Below are 13820 nucleotides of genomic sequence, written 5' to 3' on the forward strand. Positions count from 1 at the left end.
AACCGACTCAGTATGATAGGTAATGTGAAACAGGGGTAAAGTCATCGCACTGCTGAGGTGTTACAAAGAACGGAAAAGAATCCTGTTGGGGTGATGCTGATGTTAGAGAATGGCATTTATTTGCTGACGTTTTTCACGATGATCTTAAGCCCGTTTCTATTTTTAGCTTTGAGAAAGTTCATGTGGTTTTTTGGAAACATCCTCATTCTAGCGATGTTTTTGGTTAGCTGGTTCTGGGCAATGCATTTCAAGCTGACACCCAAACTTTATTTTCCTGAAATCCTGTTTGCTGTCAGTGTGATTCTTTCCACAGCCATGGTCTGGATCGCCGGTTACGTTCTTTTAAAAGAAGTTTCGGGGTTCAGTAAACCGCAGTATCCAGTGCTGTTTTCCGCATTGCTTGCAATACTGATGACAGTGATCATCAATGGCTGGCCGGCAGGTGCTTCTTATTTTGATCCGGCATATGGCCATTTCCATCTTCTATTTGTCTTATTGCTGATTGGCTGTTCCATTGTGGGGTTCATTATCCAACTAATTAGAGATTCGGGAAGAAGCTAATTGTGAAAGATTTCCGTTTAACTATAAAGGAAGTGATTGATATCGTGTCAAATTTTAAAGTGGATGTTGTACAGGTAAGGCGTAAGAATTCCTTTGAAGCGGGACGTGCAATTGGAGCAATCGTAAAGAATCATGACGTGCTGCAATTGCTCGAAACAATGACCAGGCCACAGATTGACACAGAAGAAATGGAAAAGATGCTTTCTTCTGTTGCCCCACACTTGATCGATGAAATGAAGGGAATCGCTGAAGAACTGCAAATTCCTTATTCCCGGGCAGCAGCCTTGTTCAGCGGTTATGATGTACCGAAATTGAAAGCCCTTGGATGTACGGCGCTGATGACGGATCGGTATTATGTGCGAAACTATGATTTTTCTCCTGAGTTTTATGACGGATTATTCGTGTTGCATCAGTCCAGACAGGCACTGGCTACGGCCGGCTACAGCCTGCAGGTACTGGGAAGGCATGATGGTGTCAATGAAAAGGGACTGACTGCCGGCCTGCATTTTGTCAGTTTAGAAGGATACAGGCCAGGTGTCTCTTCCTGGACAGCGGTCCGAATGGTGCTTGATTGTTGTTCAACAGTTGATGATGCCGTTCAATTGCTGAAGGAAATCCCGCATGCTGCCTGCTATAATTTTTCTCTGGCTGATGAGAAGGGAAATCTCGTTGTTGTGGAGGCGAGCCCAGAAGAAATCACCGTGCATCAGGATCCTTCTTTTCTCTCATGTGTTAATCACTTCCGGGACCCATCTATGCAAAAGAAAAACCGTCCGATGATTGAGGGATCATTAAAACGGGAAAACATTTTGTCCGACATTAAAAAACAACCGATGTCACCCGAAAAAGCTTTTCATCTTTTTAAGGATCAATCTTCGCCATTCTTTTTTACTGATTATGATGAATTGTTTGGGACGCTGCATACATTCATGTACGTATTTGATCAGGCAGCTATTTATACAGCTGTCGCTCAGAGCAAAGACGTGCTGAAAATGAATTTTCAGGAGTGGGTTCTCGGGAAGGATACAGGGATACAGTCCATGACAGGACAAATACAATCGGAGGAGGAGTAAGAGAGACCATTTCTTTTTTCTAAAACCAGTACTGGCTGTCAGGAATCCTGTGGATGTATCTGTCATACAATCGAGTATGTATAACATCTTGAAAAAGGTGAGCGCATTGCAGCGGCGTTTTCACATTTTACGAATGATGAGCGCAAACTGGCTCCTGTTTTTGGTGTTGGTCTGGAAGTCCAGGGATCAAAAGACGATGGGGTTCCGGACCGTTTTTTTACTGATCGGATCGCTTCTGATTTATTTCCAGCTCACTTTTCCTTTAGCCGAATGGTATCCATTTTTTTATACGTTTCACATGCTGGATCTAAGTTTTCTATTTTTTATAATTCCTCCGCTGATCCTGTTCGGTCTTTCGGGTGTGAAAGCTTCCTTTTTGTCGTCATTTATGCGCCGGACCTCCGCATACTCCCTGGTGATGTTTACCCTGTTATTTACCATGATTCACCTTCCAGCGGGGATAGCCGTACTCCAGATACTCAACCTCTCTCCGAACACGTTGTATCTGATCATGTTTGGCCTGGCCCTGGACTGGTGGCGGCCACTATGTCAAAAGACCCTTTCGGTGGAAAAGTGGAAGAAATATAAGATGGGAAGTATGATGGCACTCATACCCGCCTGTACATTTCTTCTCGCTGATGCCCTTTTTACCCCTGTCCAATCGATGGTATCCATGAGCAATTTTGAATACTGCATATCGCCGGGAATGAGCATGGCTGATCTGGATAGTTTTATTTTGCCTCCCCGCTGGGATCAGGCGCTTGCTGCCTTTTTGATGATTGGCTTTCATAAAGGGAGTATGATGACGGTCAGCAGATTTCGCAGAAAAGAATCAGGCCATTTTTTCATAAATAATCCTGGAATCTTTCAGAAAAAGAAGTGAGGGTTGTCACGATTCAAAAAGACATACCCAAACTATTTTTAGTCGTGTTGACCCAGTTGGCCAACAATTGCAGTGTTGTCCCGGCCTCTTCTCTTCATTGTTTCAAACGCATAGTGAAAAAGAAAGCTGTTCCTGCAAGGGTTGTCAGTCCGGCAAAAAGCCATAGCGGGGAATCAGATTCCTTTTGATCCAGAGGACGCTGATCGGCAATATCCTTACCCGTGGGATCGTTTTTTGACATGTATTCATTTAATTTTTTGATATCTTCTGCTGCAGATTCGACGGGTGCTGTTCTTGAGCAGAGTGTCACATGCCATTTACCGTTTTGTTCATATGCGTATATGATATACTCTTTATTGACTTCAAATTCATACCCGCATGCAGCTGAGTGAAGGGCAGTATAAACGACAACATTCGCTTGATTGGTCCCTTTCCAGGATTCTTTTACCTCTAGCTGAACGGCAACAGGAGTGGAATCGTTCTGGTTTTGAACTTCTTTTTGCAATACTTTGCCTCTGAACACCGCAGCACTTTTTTCAAGCTCTTCCGCTACTGAACCAGGCGGGATGCATGAACAGGCATAGCTGGATGAAACATCGACAAAGAAAAATACATAAGAAAAAGTGAGTAAAGTAAGAACACGTATAAAGGTTTTGTTTTTGAGCAGATGTGAATTCACGTGAGTTCCCTCCTTTGTTGTATTTGACGTGCTTTATCGAAAAAGGTTTCACGGCCAATCATTCAAGCGAACCGATTTTGAGCAAAGGCTATTTTATACCGTGACACTGACTGTTATCCAGGAATCAGCTTGGAAAGATCATCAGGTAACATGGATACAGCAGGTGCTATCATAACCTTCTTTTTCATGGCTGTTATCAAAAGCAAATAAAGGTAGAGAGGGAGTAAAACGATGAACGATTGTGTGTTTTGTCATCCAGAACTGGAAGCAGATCAGAAAGTGATCATAAGCAATGACCATTGTATGTTTTTGCAGCTGAAGTCGGCACAGGTAAAAGGAACCCAGCTGGAAGGAGCCGGGGTGATTGTTCCGAAAAAGCACCGGGAAACTCCTTTTGATCTGACCTCTGAAGAATGGCAGGCAACCTATACATTGCTTCAAGAAGTTAAAAAATATATCGATGAAACATATTTGCCGCAGGGCTATAACCTGGGCTGGAACTGTGGTGAGATCGCCGGGCAGCATATTTTCCATGCTCACTTTCATGTGATTCCAAGGTATGAGGATGAGCCCCTGGCAGGAAAGGGGATCCGCTACCTGTTTAAAGGTCCCCAAAATCAGAGAAAAATGCCGACAAACCAGCAAGTCAGGAGAACAAATACATGATACAATTGCCGGATCAATGGATTCAAAACATTGAACATGTACATAAAGAGGAAGGGAAAAGGTGGCTGAAGCGGCTTCCTGAACGGATTCGCGAATGTGAAAAACGCTGGCAGCTAAAAGTAATGGACCCTTTTGAATTGTCCTACAACTTTGTTGCTCCAGCAAAGGGAACGGATGGAAATGAGTATGTTCTCAAACTGGGATTCCCCGATGAAGATTTTAAAACCAGTGTAAAGGCGCTGTCCCTTTTCAAAGGAAATGGGATGGTTCAGGTCATTGATGGTGATCCGAATGAGGGAATGATCCTGATGGAACGCATCACACCGGGAACTCCACTTGCCTTGCTGGAGGATGATATGGAGGCCACACAAATTGCTGCTGACCTGATGAGAAGGTTATGGAAGCCGGCTTCAAAAACATGTGATCTCCCAACAACGAAGAAAAGGGAAAAAAGTTTAGCTGATCTATACAGAAACTATCCGGATGGCATCGGCCCTATAAATGGCCAAACCCTTGAGGAAGCCCTGGATGTTTTTAAATCCATGAATCAAATCATGGGAAATCCCTATTTGCTTCATGGCGACCTGCATCATTACAATATGTTAAAAGCAGGTGAAGAACAGTGGATAGCCATTGATCCCAAAGGATTGATAGGAGACAGGGAGTATGATGTTATTCAGTTTTTGCTGAATCAATTGCCTGAGAATCATAAAACGCTTACTATCCGAAAAAGAATCGAGATTTTTTCGGAAAGATTGAACCTTGACAGTCGAAAAATCGCTCTGTGGGGATTTGCCCATTCGGTCCTCGCAACTGCCTGGACAGTTCAGGAGAACGGTAACTATAACGAAACCTTTTTTAAAACTATTGATGTTTTTAAACATATCATGTCCTGTAAATGACACCAATTATAAGGAATGACAGCCCGTCCCCATGCATATGAGTGAGAAAAGAGGATCCGAACGGGATAGGAGAGACATATGAGGCGAATACCAATACCTGTAATTTTGTTTATGATCTATGTGGGGCTGTTGTGCTGGCATGTGTATTGTGAGCTATTTCAGTAATCTGTTAACCTAAATATGGCAGGCATCAAATTTTCTGATGAATGGTAAGAGGACCACTCATTCCGATGGAACAAATCTATACAGGAGCACCATACAACCTCGCTAACGGGTGAATGATCTTTATCCGTGTATAGAAAACTGTTTTGTCTGCGCATTGATGTTTGGTCGCATAAAGGTGAATGATCTTTATCCGTGTATAGAAAACCCGACAGCTCTTATGTCAAAAAAGAACCCGCCAGCTCGTGCTGGCGGGTTTTTGTTATCCTTGATATTCATCAGGGTGTACTTCTTCACCATTTTTTCCTCGATATCGGAGTCCCCAGCCTGTCAGTGCGGCAATCAGCATGACAATCATCAAGCCCCATCCTTGAAACACAAATGGGAAAACCTGAGTTGGGGATACAACTTCAATAAATGAATACTGTTCTGTCAACCCTTTTATAGTTGTCCATGCTAAGAGCACCCCACCGCTCCATGGGAAGATATATCCCAGGGAAGAGGAAACCGTATCAAGGAAGTTTGCCCGGCGATACGGGTGAATGTTAAACTCTTTTCCGATATGACGAACAAATGGAGCAGCTGCAATTTCAGCAGCAGTGTTAATCGTAATAAATACGTTCAAAAATGCTACGATACCGTAAATGGCCATTTCTGCCCGGCGAACGGCCCCTTTGATCCATTTCAAAAAGGCTCTTTTGATGGCTTCCATCGTACCTGCTTCTTCCATCAAATGTGCACCGGAGAGAATGAGTAAGATTAAAATCGCCATATTAAAGTAGCCGCTTAACCCGGCCATCAATGCACCTTCCACATATGGTGAACCGGAATCATCCATTCCAATGGCAATCACATCAGACATTGGTATGCTCATGAAAAACATCATGACAATGGATGCGACAATTCCCCATGTCAGGGAAGTGAGCAAATGGTGACCCATGAGGGCCAGTACTATAACTAGAGCGAATGGGATGAATAGCAGCAGTCCCTTCGGAGATACCTGACTTTCTAACTGCTGGAGAATTTCCGGACTTCCGGCAGCCTTTCCACCGCCGAAAATGATAAATAAAATAAGTGCAGGAATCGCAGCGGCAATGGAATATTTAAACCGGGAACGGACCACCCCGGGAACATCTGCTTCCTGAGTAGTAGCAGATACAATGGTCGTGTCAGATACGGGAGCAAGATTGTCTCCAAACACGGCACCACTTAAAATCGCAGCCAGCATCATGACCGGATCGGCACCGAGGACAAGTCCTGCCGGATACATAAAAATCCCGAAGGCAGCAACAGTTCCATAACCGGTACCGACAGCCGTCGCAAATAATGCCGATAAAATAAAGGTCAGCCCGACAAACCAGCCGCCTTCCAGGTTCAGCTGAAACCCTGTCCAGATAAGTCCCTCCACGAGGCCCCCAGATGATAAAAGCTTTGCAAACATTCCTGCCCAGAACCAGGCTATGATCGAGATTACTCCAATGGGCTGTGACATTCCTTTAAACAGTGTTTCTGCATAAAGACTCCATTTTGATTTTGTAAAGAACAGTCCGATACCAAGCCCAATAACCATTCCGAGTATAAGGGCTTGTTCGGTTACCAGACCCGTAACACTGAGAGAAATCGCCCAGATTATAAAGAATACAAGCGGAAAGGTTGCTGTAAATTTCCCCCCGTAAAATTGCAAACGCTTTCCTTTTTCTGAATTTGTATAATTATTCATTGCTGTTTCCCCCTTCTGTGTTGTACATGTCCGATTGTAACAGACAGTTGTCCGTCTGTATATAACATGCCAATAATTCAGAATATACAAAATACCCATAATTAAATGAATATTTATAAAAATTAGAGGCATAGGAAAATGGAGGGTTTTATAGACGGGGGTGAGCCCCTGCTGGAGAAGGGAAGTGAAGAAGTAACCGGGTATTTGGCTTTAATTTGAACATCGAAAATAAGCCATCGCCCAAGCACGGTCGTAACCACCCAAGCGATGGCCGTAACCGCCGAAACGCCGGTCGTAACCGCCCAGGCGCGCCGGCTGTAACCGCCCAAACCCGGAGCATAACTGCCCCAAGCCCTCAGTCGTTTACACATCTGATTCCGTATATTGCCATTTATATTTTACCGATGGCCACAGAAAATATAAAAAAATGATCAATGGAGGCATAGAGATGAAAAGGACCTTATTTTGGACTGCAGTCTTGTTTTTTGTAGTCCTGACAGGATGCAACATAGATGATGGAGCCCTGGACGGCAATCAGAATGGAATGAATGAAGATGACAACTTGTCAAGCATGAGTACGGATATGACCAGTGAAGATTACCCACATACGAAGGCAGTTCCGATTGAACATGCCAGATACGAATTTAGAAGAGTGGACGAAAATGAAGAACCGAGAAGCACCCGTTTCAGACAACCGGATATTTTCACGCCAGGTCAGCGACACGAAGCACGACCGGGAGAACATCCTGGACAAAACCGTAATGCTGCCCCTGATGGGAATCAAGCCCCGAATGATGAAGCGCGGCAGGCACCTGACCAAAACGAGGGAAACAGAGATAACCGAGGAACACAACAAAATCAGCAACCAAACAGGAACGAAGCACAAGAAATTAGTGAAATTGAAGCCAAAGTAATTGAATTAACGAACTATCAAAGAAGAGAGAGAGGGTTGCCTGATTTAAAGGCAGATCCGCAATTAAGCAGGGTTGCGAGGGAGAAATCGAACGATATGCAGCAAAATCATTATTTTTCCCACACCAGTCCAACCTATGGGTCTCCTTTTGACATGATGAGGGATTTTGGAATATCGTACCGCGCAGCCGGTGAGAACATTGCTCACGGTCAGCGTTCTGCCGAAGAGGTGGTAAACGGTTGGATGAACAGTGAGGGACATCGGGAAAATATTTTAAATCCTAATTTTACCCATATTGGCGTGGGGTATAATCAAAATGGACATTACTGGACACAGATGTTTATTCAAAAATAAATTTTAAAGGCTGCCTGTCATGGCAGCTTTTTTTGCATGACTGTCTCAAAAATTACTCCTGAGCAGCTTTGTTGACAGACTGAAATGAGAACGAGGCCATAGGGAGTGCCCCGTTCTTTTGGTTAGCTTGAGGATTAACCAAGAACTCAGTTATAATAATTTGAAACAAAAAGGAAAAGGTGAGAGGCGTTGTATTATACATATATGTTACGGTGCAGTGACGGTTCTCTTTATACGGGCTATACGAATCGGCTGGAATACCGTATATCCCAGCATCAGGCTGGAAAAGGGGCAAAATATACAAAAGGGAGAAGGCCAGTTCAGCTCGTGTATGTGGAAGAATATGAAACGAAAGGTGAAGCGATGAAGAGAGAAAATCAAATCAAACAGCTCTCAAAATCAGAGAAGGAAGCATTAGTTTTATCCAAAAAAACTCAAACGATTTAGACAAGTTTACCCTCCCTGGTCACATACAATGGTACAAACAGTTTAAAGGGAGGGTTTCTATGCTCAAAGCGATATCTGTCAATAAGAAATGGGTGATTTTTGCTGGTATTTTTATTGTGTTGATTCTGGCATGGTTCATTTTCAGTTTTACGGACAGTGGTGAATCAGCACATAATGAACATTCTTATGTAATTCATATGGTTACCGGTGAATTTAAAACAGAAACCGAAGATGGGGAAGAAATCGAGGCATACCGCTGGGATCCAGGAACCATTTTTGTCCCTGAGGGGGAACAAGTCCAGTTGAGGATTTATGGGGTTAACGGTGATGAACATCCCTTTATGATCGAAGGAACAGATATTAAAGGGACCGTTAAAAAAGGAGAGGAGACCGTCCTTAATCTCCGCTTTAATAAGGAGGGGGTTTACAGGCTGATTTGTCTGACCCATCCAGATATCCAATCAAATGGACCGATGATCGGCTATATCGTTGTAGACTGAGTATCTGATAAAATCAGGGCTTCCTTTCCGCTGGATGGGCAGCCCCTTCGTTTTGAATTCAAACGATGTTTTTAATGGGTAAAAGAAAGAAAGAGGAAGTCTGCCGTTTTTGATTACTTCGGATCCTTCCGTCAAGAGATTATTCAAGGAAGAAAACAATTTCCGTATCATGAAAAAAGAGCTGTTCCATTATTAAACAGCTTTAACCGGAAAGCGGTTTATCGGAAATTTCTTTGCCATCCATTAGTCCATGTTCATAACCGGTGTCATAAGATTCTTGAATGGCTTTCAAGATCACTTCCTTGCTTTTAGCACTCAGTTCTCCATGATTCCTGCTGAAATAGTCAATCACACCGTCTGCCAGCTTTTCAAATTCGTGTGTATATTTCAAAACGGGAACCTCCTTCTTCTTAACTTCAGATGAGAAAAATAATGTTCCATTTATAGTATTGACTTTCAGCACTGTTTCTAAAACAAAAAAAGTGGCAATTCCGTTCTGGAATTGCCACCTGAATTTATAAACCGTTAATAGCCTAACTGTTCATCGAAAAACAATAATTCTTCAATTGAAATGGATTCAGCTGATTCTGGATCGATCGTAAAGGTCACTTCCTCATTGATTTTATCGTATGTGGTGTCGATTACAAAATTGAACTTCATGGTTTCGCCTGCTTCTTCTAAAGTAACATCAATATTGATTTTTTGGGATTGAATTGTGTCACCATCAAAAGTGCTTTCAATTGTCAAGTCATTGACGGTTATGGTTTCAAAGATGATTTCGAGTTGTTCGTTTAGTTCTTCTTCAGATATTTGGTCGCTTTCTTCCATTTCATTATTTATAAGAGTTAGAACCTCTTTGGCAATGTCTTTGATTTCTTCGTTTCCAAACGAAATGGTCAGGGTATCTTCTTCTTCCTTAATATCATCTTCTCCAAGGTTTTCGATGGATGCCATGAATACTTCGTTTATTTTATTCATGGTTTCTTCTGGCAGATTATCAAAATCACTTGCAAGTTCTGGATCATTAAGGTCCATTTTAATTAATTTGCCCTGGATCTGATCAGAAAACATAGCCAATTCAGGCATCATTAAAGCAAAGTTTTCAATTAAACTATCAGCATTTAGGTACATGACTTGATTTTTTAAATCAATATGATACGGAAGCTCAATATCAAATGACAATGGAGCCATTTCGGCATGTAAACTGATCGTTGCTTCTGCTTTTTCCGCTTCATTGTCCTTTACGGCGTGCATGTTTATTTCTGCATTTTTCAATGCATCGAGAAACATCTGCATTTCCTGTTCTTCTTCCGGGCTCAATCCTTCAAATTCAAGGTTCATGCTGATCGTAGAATTAGATTCTAGCTGTTTGGCATTCAGTAGGGTGTCAAAACCGTTCGTTAATTTTTCCTCTGGTGGCTGACCACAGGCTGCTAGTACTAGAGTCATAGCTGTGATCAACGTGATTAATAGCCTCTTTTTAAACACTTGTATCAAACCCTTTCTTTATTTTCAATAAAATTATCATAATATATTTTTTAAGATTTGCAATAGCATCATACAAGAAAAATAGACATATTTTACTAAAACAGGACATTAGGCGCGTTTTTCAAATGCTGCTTATGGATTCCAAAAATTGAAACTGTTTCCTGTTTGAAAACGTATTTATATATAAAATTGATTCGAAAGCGGGGATGTTTATGTTTCCAGATACGAAAAGGGATTTTTCTGCTTTAATTGTTGCAACAGCTCTCATTCTGTTTATCTGCAGTTTCATTTTTCCGTTCATCATTTTGTACATCACCCGTGATAGTTTTTTTCGGCCGGATACATACTGGATCTTTGAGTCGCCCTTTGCCGCCTACATTCTTTTGATGATGGGGATATTGTTTATTTCCATAGGATTATTTTTGTTTTTATCGGTTAAAAAACGACAGGGAAAGGCTCTGGCATGGGTCAGTTTTACCATATCTCTATTTATATCGTTGACTCTGATGATCATCAGTGTGTTTAACTATTATTATTTTAATGAAAAGGGACTGTACTACAATCACCTATTTTCGATAAAAGAATCCCATTACGGGTGGGATGATTTTGAAAAAATGATTCAAGTAAGTGAAAAAGAAAAAGGAACGACCCGGCTGAAAGAATTGATCTTTGTCACGAGTGATGGGAGGGAAATCTCTTTTCCGTTTCAAGACCATTTTTGGAGTCATCTAAATAAAATTAATTCGCTATTACAAAGAAGCGGTGTACCTGTTGAAGAACAAACGATAGTCATTGATGGGTGACAGAGAAAAAGAGGCGGGGACAAAACAATTATGAATGGCCAGCGGAAAAGGAAGCATTTTGACAGAGTAAAACAATATCCGAACTTATTCATGTTGACAATTGAACATCGAACGGATATTTCATTACTTTTTCTAGTTTTGCCCCTGCCTCATTGGTAAGATTTTATTCTAGATCTATATCGATTACCTTCGATGTGTCTTTACCTGATTTGGGGATTCGGACCGTCAGCACCCCTTTATTTAATGTAGCATGAACCTCTTCTGTTAAGGCATCTGGTGGCAAAGGTATCATTCGGCGGAATTGACTGGCATATGAACTTTTCTTCAACATGTTTTCATTTTTTAATTCAGAGGATTGGTTCAGATGAGCAGATATAAATAGTACGTGATTTTCGATATGAAGCTGAACATGGTCCTTCTGGATCATGTGAGGCAAGGAACATGTGATGATATACTCCTTTTCCCTCTCCTCCATCTCTATATGGTTTTCATGTAAAAGGGTTCCCATCTCTTTTGATACGTCATGAAAAAAACGATCAACTTGATTCATGATCCTTCCCAAATGTTGAAAAGGGTCATCCGGTAACTTGTTCATAGCAATCCCCTCCTGTCAATGATGTTGTCCTTATATCTATATTGTTTAACGGTTGAATAGGTGAGGGCACAAACCGATAAAATAAAAACTGTGACTAAAATTGGCGATAAATATTATTTTAAAATTCAGAACATTCAATTGACAGTATTTCCCTTCTTTTGTACCATAGTAATGATCATTTATACAGAGGAGGGTATGAAATTTCATGAGTGGTATTGTGTTGGCTGTTGCAGGTATGCTTGTATTTGCAATCGGTTATCGTTATTATTCAAAATTTATTGCCGAAAAAATTTATCGACTGGACCCTTCGTATCAGACTCCTGCCCACAGGTATAAAGATGGGGTTGACTTTGTGCCTACGAACAAATTTGTACTGTGGGGGCACCATTTTACGTCAGTAGCCGGTGCAGCACCTATTGTCGGGCCGGCAATTGCAGTGTACTGGGGATGGCTTCCGGCCTTTTTATGGGTCGTGCTTGGCACCATTTTCGCTGCTGGAGTCCACGATTTTGGAGCCCTTGTTCTGTCTGTTCGTAATAAGGGGCAGTCAGTCGGTACCATTGCCCACAGGTTAATTGGCAGAAGAGCAAAACTGTTGTTCTTATTTATTATTTTATTGTTAGTACTTATGGTTAATGCGGTATTTGCCTGGGTCATTGCCAATCTGTTTATTTTATTCCCGGCCAGCGTGTTATCTGTATTTATTCAGATTCCGCTTGCAATCTGGATTGGTTACTGGGTTTATAAAAAACAGGGAAATATGTTGCTTCCATCACTCGCTGCCCTGGCAGTCATGTATCTGGCAGCAATTGTGGCCAGTTATGTCCCTGCCCTGCAAATTGATCTGTTGAGATACTTCGGTGGGGAAGGCAGTACAGTGCTGGGAATGACGGCAACATCCATGTCTTTCTTTATCTGGATTATGATTTTAATGGTCTATGTATATATTGCATCTACACTTCCTGTTTGGAAACTGTTGCAGCCGAGAGATTACATCAATTCCCACCAGCTCGTTGTCGGTCTATTCATTTTATACCTGGGACTCCTTTTCACCAATCCGGAGGTGACTGCACCAGTTACAAATACCAGTGCCGATCAGTCCTGGTTTCCGCTGCTGTTTATTACCATTGCCTGTGGTGCCATATCAGGATTCCATGGTCTGGTTTCATCAGGGACATCTTCCAAACAGCTGGATAAAGAAACAGACGCACGATTTGTCGGCTATCTGGGAGCCGTTGGTGAAGGTGCCCTGGCCTTGATTGCCATAATCGCAACTGTCACGTTCTTTGGCACATCAGCTGATTTTACAGCTGTTTATTCAAGCTTTGATAATGCAAACGCTGAAGGATTAGGCGTGTTTATTAAGGGAGCGGCTGAGCTGGCAACGGGATTATTCATCCCGGCTGAAGTGGCATCAACCATTGTGTCCGTCATTGTTGTAAGCTTTGCAGCAACCACCCTGGACACGTCCGTTCGTCTGATGCGTTACATTATTTCAGAAATTGGAAACGAGTATCATGTTCCATCCTTAGGCAAAAAACATGTGGCAACCACGATTGCAGTAGCTTCCAGTGCCGCTCTCGTTCTTATTCCAGAGGGACCAAGAGGATTCGGATCGGGAGGATATTTGCTCTGGCCATTATTTGGAACCTCAAATCAGCTGCTGGCAGGAATTACATTATTGCTGATTACGTTCTGGCTCCGAAAACAGGGTAGAAACTATGCACCTACGATCATTCCAATGATCTTTCTGCTGTTTATGACACTCTATGCCATGACCCAGCAAGTGTTTGGGGAATGGAATGTTTTTAACGGTTCTGACCCTAATGGACTCTTGTTTACATTCGGTTCTATTATATGGCTTTTTGCCTTATGGATTTTAATTGAAGCTGTCATATTATTTTTGAAAAAAGATAACCAGCTAACGACCAATTAATCCGTGCAAACACTTTCAGGGATCTGCCCGGCCAGATCCCTTGTTCTTTTTTGATAATCAGAGGGGGGAGATATGGATGAATCATGAGTTTTTAATTATTCGGATGGCACCGGAAATCGGAGGCGGGTGATGCGGGGG

Annotated in this window: 15 protein-coding genes; 10 read left to right on the top strand and 5 right to left on the bottom strand. The window is 42.1% G+C overall.

Features of this window, described 5'->3' with window-relative positions; genetic code table 11:
• Positions 1–99 precede the first annotated feature (99 nt).
• The 3 genes from EDD68_RS06260 to EDD68_RS06270 all read left to right on the top strand — a co-directional run bounded on the left by EDD68_RS06260 (position 100) and on the right by EDD68_RS06270 (position 2517).
• Complete coding sequence (locus tag EDD68_RS06260; RefSeq protein ID WP_207902547.1) at positions 100–561, top strand: hypothetical protein; 462 nt, start codon at positions 100–102, stop codon at positions 559–561.
• Positions 562–563: 2 nt separating this feature from the next.
• Complete coding sequence (locus EDD68_RS06265) at positions 564–1634, top strand: C45 family autoproteolytic acyltransferase/hydrolase (RefSeq protein ID WP_243646771.1); 1071 nt, start codon at positions 564–566, stop codon at positions 1632–1634.
• Between the two features lie 88 nt (positions 1635–1722).
• Positions 1723–2517: a cytochrome c oxidase assembly protein gene (locus tag EDD68_RS06270; RefSeq protein WP_165902082.1), complete on the top strand. Its 795-nt coding sequence runs from the start codon at positions 1723–1725 to the stop codon at positions 2515–2517.
• A gap of 94 nt (positions 2518–2611) precedes the next feature.
• On the opposite strand, the gene EDD68_RS06275 is transcribed toward EDD68_RS06270, so the two are convergent.
• Positions 2612–3196, bottom strand: coding sequence for a hypothetical protein (locus EDD68_RS06275; protein WP_132371401.1), 585 nt, complete (start codon positions 3194–3196; stop codon positions 2612–2614).
• A gap of 231 nt (positions 3197–3427) precedes the next feature.
• Here EDD68_RS06275 and EDD68_RS06280 point away from each other — a divergent pair, with 231 nt between their 5' ends.
• Both EDD68_RS06280 and EDD68_RS06285 read left to right on the top strand, forming a co-directional pair.
• The gene (locus EDD68_RS06280; protein ID WP_132371402.1) at positions 3428–3862 is read left to right on the top strand and encodes an HIT family protein; all 435 of its coding nucleotides are present in this window, start codon (positions 3428–3430) and stop codon (positions 3860–3862) included.
• Positions 3859–4764 (top strand): aminoglycoside phosphotransferase family protein, encoded by a 906-nt coding sequence (locus EDD68_RS06285; RefSeq protein WP_132371403.1) that lies wholly within the window; start codon positions 3859–3861, stop codon positions 4762–4764. The genes EDD68_RS06280 and EDD68_RS06285 overlap by 4 nt, the downstream gene beginning before the upstream one ends.
• Positions 4765–5188: 424 nt before the next feature.
• Here EDD68_RS06285 and EDD68_RS06290 read toward each other — a convergent pair whose 3' ends face one another.
• Entirely contained in the window at positions 5189–6646 is a 1458-nt protein-coding gene (locus EDD68_RS06290) for a Na+/H+ antiporter NhaC family protein (RefSeq protein WP_132371404.1), read from the bottom strand.
• Positions 6647–7094: 448 nt separating this feature from the next.
• Between EDD68_RS06290 and EDD68_RS06295 the strand changes: the two genes are divergently transcribed.
• The 3 genes from EDD68_RS06295 (at position 7095) to EDD68_RS06305 (ending at position 8860) form a co-directional block, all read left to right on the top strand.
• On the top strand, positions 7095–7913 hold the full coding sequence (locus EDD68_RS06295) for a CAP domain-containing protein (protein WP_243646772.1): 819 nt from the start codon (positions 7095–7097) through the stop codon (positions 7911–7913).
• A gap of 204 nt (positions 7914–8117) precedes the next feature.
• Positions 8118–8360, top strand: a complete 243-nt coding sequence (locus EDD68_RS06300; RefSeq protein WP_207902548.1) for a GIY-YIG nuclease family protein — start codon at positions 8118–8120, stop codon at positions 8358–8360.
• Between the two features lie 59 nt (positions 8361–8419).
• The gene (locus tag EDD68_RS06305; protein WP_132371406.1) at positions 8420–8860 is read left to right on the top strand and encodes a cupredoxin domain-containing protein; all 441 of its coding nucleotides are present in this window, start codon (positions 8420–8422) and stop codon (positions 8858–8860) included.
• 202 nt (positions 8861–9062) lie between these two features.
• Here the strand turns inward: EDD68_RS06305 and EDD68_RS06310 are convergent, their stop codons facing one another.
• Complete coding sequence (locus tag EDD68_RS06310; RefSeq protein ID WP_132371407.1) at positions 9063–9251, bottom strand: hypothetical protein; 189 nt, start codon at positions 9249–9251, stop codon at positions 9063–9065.
• A 134-nt stretch (positions 9252–9385) separates the two neighbouring features.
• Positions 9386–10309, bottom strand: a complete 924-nt coding sequence (locus EDD68_RS06315; protein ID WP_132371408.1) for a hypothetical protein — start codon at positions 10307–10309, stop codon at positions 9386–9388.
• A gap of 245 nt (positions 10310–10554) precedes the next feature.
• Here EDD68_RS06315 and EDD68_RS06320 point away from each other — a divergent pair, with 245 nt between their 5' ends.
• Complete coding sequence (locus EDD68_RS06320; protein ID WP_132371409.1) at positions 10555–11151, top strand: hypothetical protein; 597 nt, start codon at positions 10555–10557, stop codon at positions 11149–11151.
• Between the two features lie 163 nt (positions 11152–11314).
• Here EDD68_RS06320 and EDD68_RS06325 read toward each other — a convergent pair whose 3' ends face one another.
• Positions 11315–11746 (bottom strand): Hsp20/alpha crystallin family protein, encoded by a 432-nt coding sequence (locus EDD68_RS06325; RefSeq protein WP_132371410.1) that lies wholly within the window; start codon positions 11744–11746, stop codon positions 11315–11317.
• Positions 11747–11951: 205 nt separating this feature from the next.
• On the opposite strand from EDD68_RS06325, the gene EDD68_RS06330 reads away from it, so the two are divergent.
• Positions 11952–13682, top strand: a complete 1731-nt coding sequence (locus tag EDD68_RS06330) for a carbon starvation CstA family protein (RefSeq protein ID WP_132371411.1) — start codon at positions 11952–11954, stop codon at positions 13680–13682.
• The last annotated feature ends 138 nt before the right edge of the window (positions 13683–13820 follow it).

The organism is Melghiribacillus thermohalophilus (assembly GCF_004342905.1).
Lineage (GTDB): Bacteria > Bacillota > Bacilli > Bacillales > Alkalibacillaceae > Melghiribacillus > Melghiribacillus thermohalophilus.

Bases quoted from the DNA above. Each gene is read 5' to 3' on its own strand.
- EDD68_RS06260 (WP_207902547.1), top strand. From the start codon at position 100: ATGTTAGAGAATGGCATTTATTTGCTGACGTTTTTCACGATGATCTTA.
- EDD68_RS06280 (WP_132371402.1), top strand. From the start codon at position 3,428: ATGAACGATTGTGTGTTTTGTCATCCAGAACTGGAAGCAGATCAGAAA.
- EDD68_RS06285 (WP_132371403.1), top strand. From the start codon at position 3,859: ATGATACAATTGCCGGATCAATGGATTCAAAACATTGAACATGTACAT.
- EDD68_RS06290 (WP_132371404.1), bottom strand. From the start codon at position 6,646: ATGAATAATTATACAAATTCAGAAAAAGGAAAGCGTTTGCAATTTTAC.
- EDD68_RS06295 (WP_243646772.1), top strand. From the start codon at position 7,095: ATGAAAAGGACCTTATTTTGGACTGCAGTCTTGTTTTTTGTAGTCCTG.
- EDD68_RS06300 (WP_207902548.1), top strand. From the start codon at position 8,118: ATGTTACGGTGCAGTGACGGTTCTCTTTATACGGGCTATACGAATCGG.
- EDD68_RS06305 (WP_132371406.1), top strand. From the start codon at position 8,420: ATGCTCAAAGCGATATCTGTCAATAAGAAATGGGTGATTTTTGCTGGT.
- EDD68_RS06315 (WP_132371408.1), bottom strand. From the start codon at position 10,309: ATGACTCTAGTACTAGCAGCCTGTGGTCAGCCACCAGAGGAAAAATTA.
- EDD68_RS06320 (WP_132371409.1), top strand. From the start codon at position 10,555: ATGTTTATGTTTCCAGATACGAAAAGGGATTTTTCTGCTTTAATTGTT.
- EDD68_RS06325 (WP_132371410.1), bottom strand. From the start codon at position 11,746: ATGAACAAGTTACCGGATGACCCTTTTCAACATTTGGGAAGGATCATG.
- EDD68_RS06330 (WP_132371411.1), top strand. From the start codon at position 11,952: ATGAGTGGTATTGTGTTGGCTGTTGCAGGTATGCTTGTATTTGCAATC.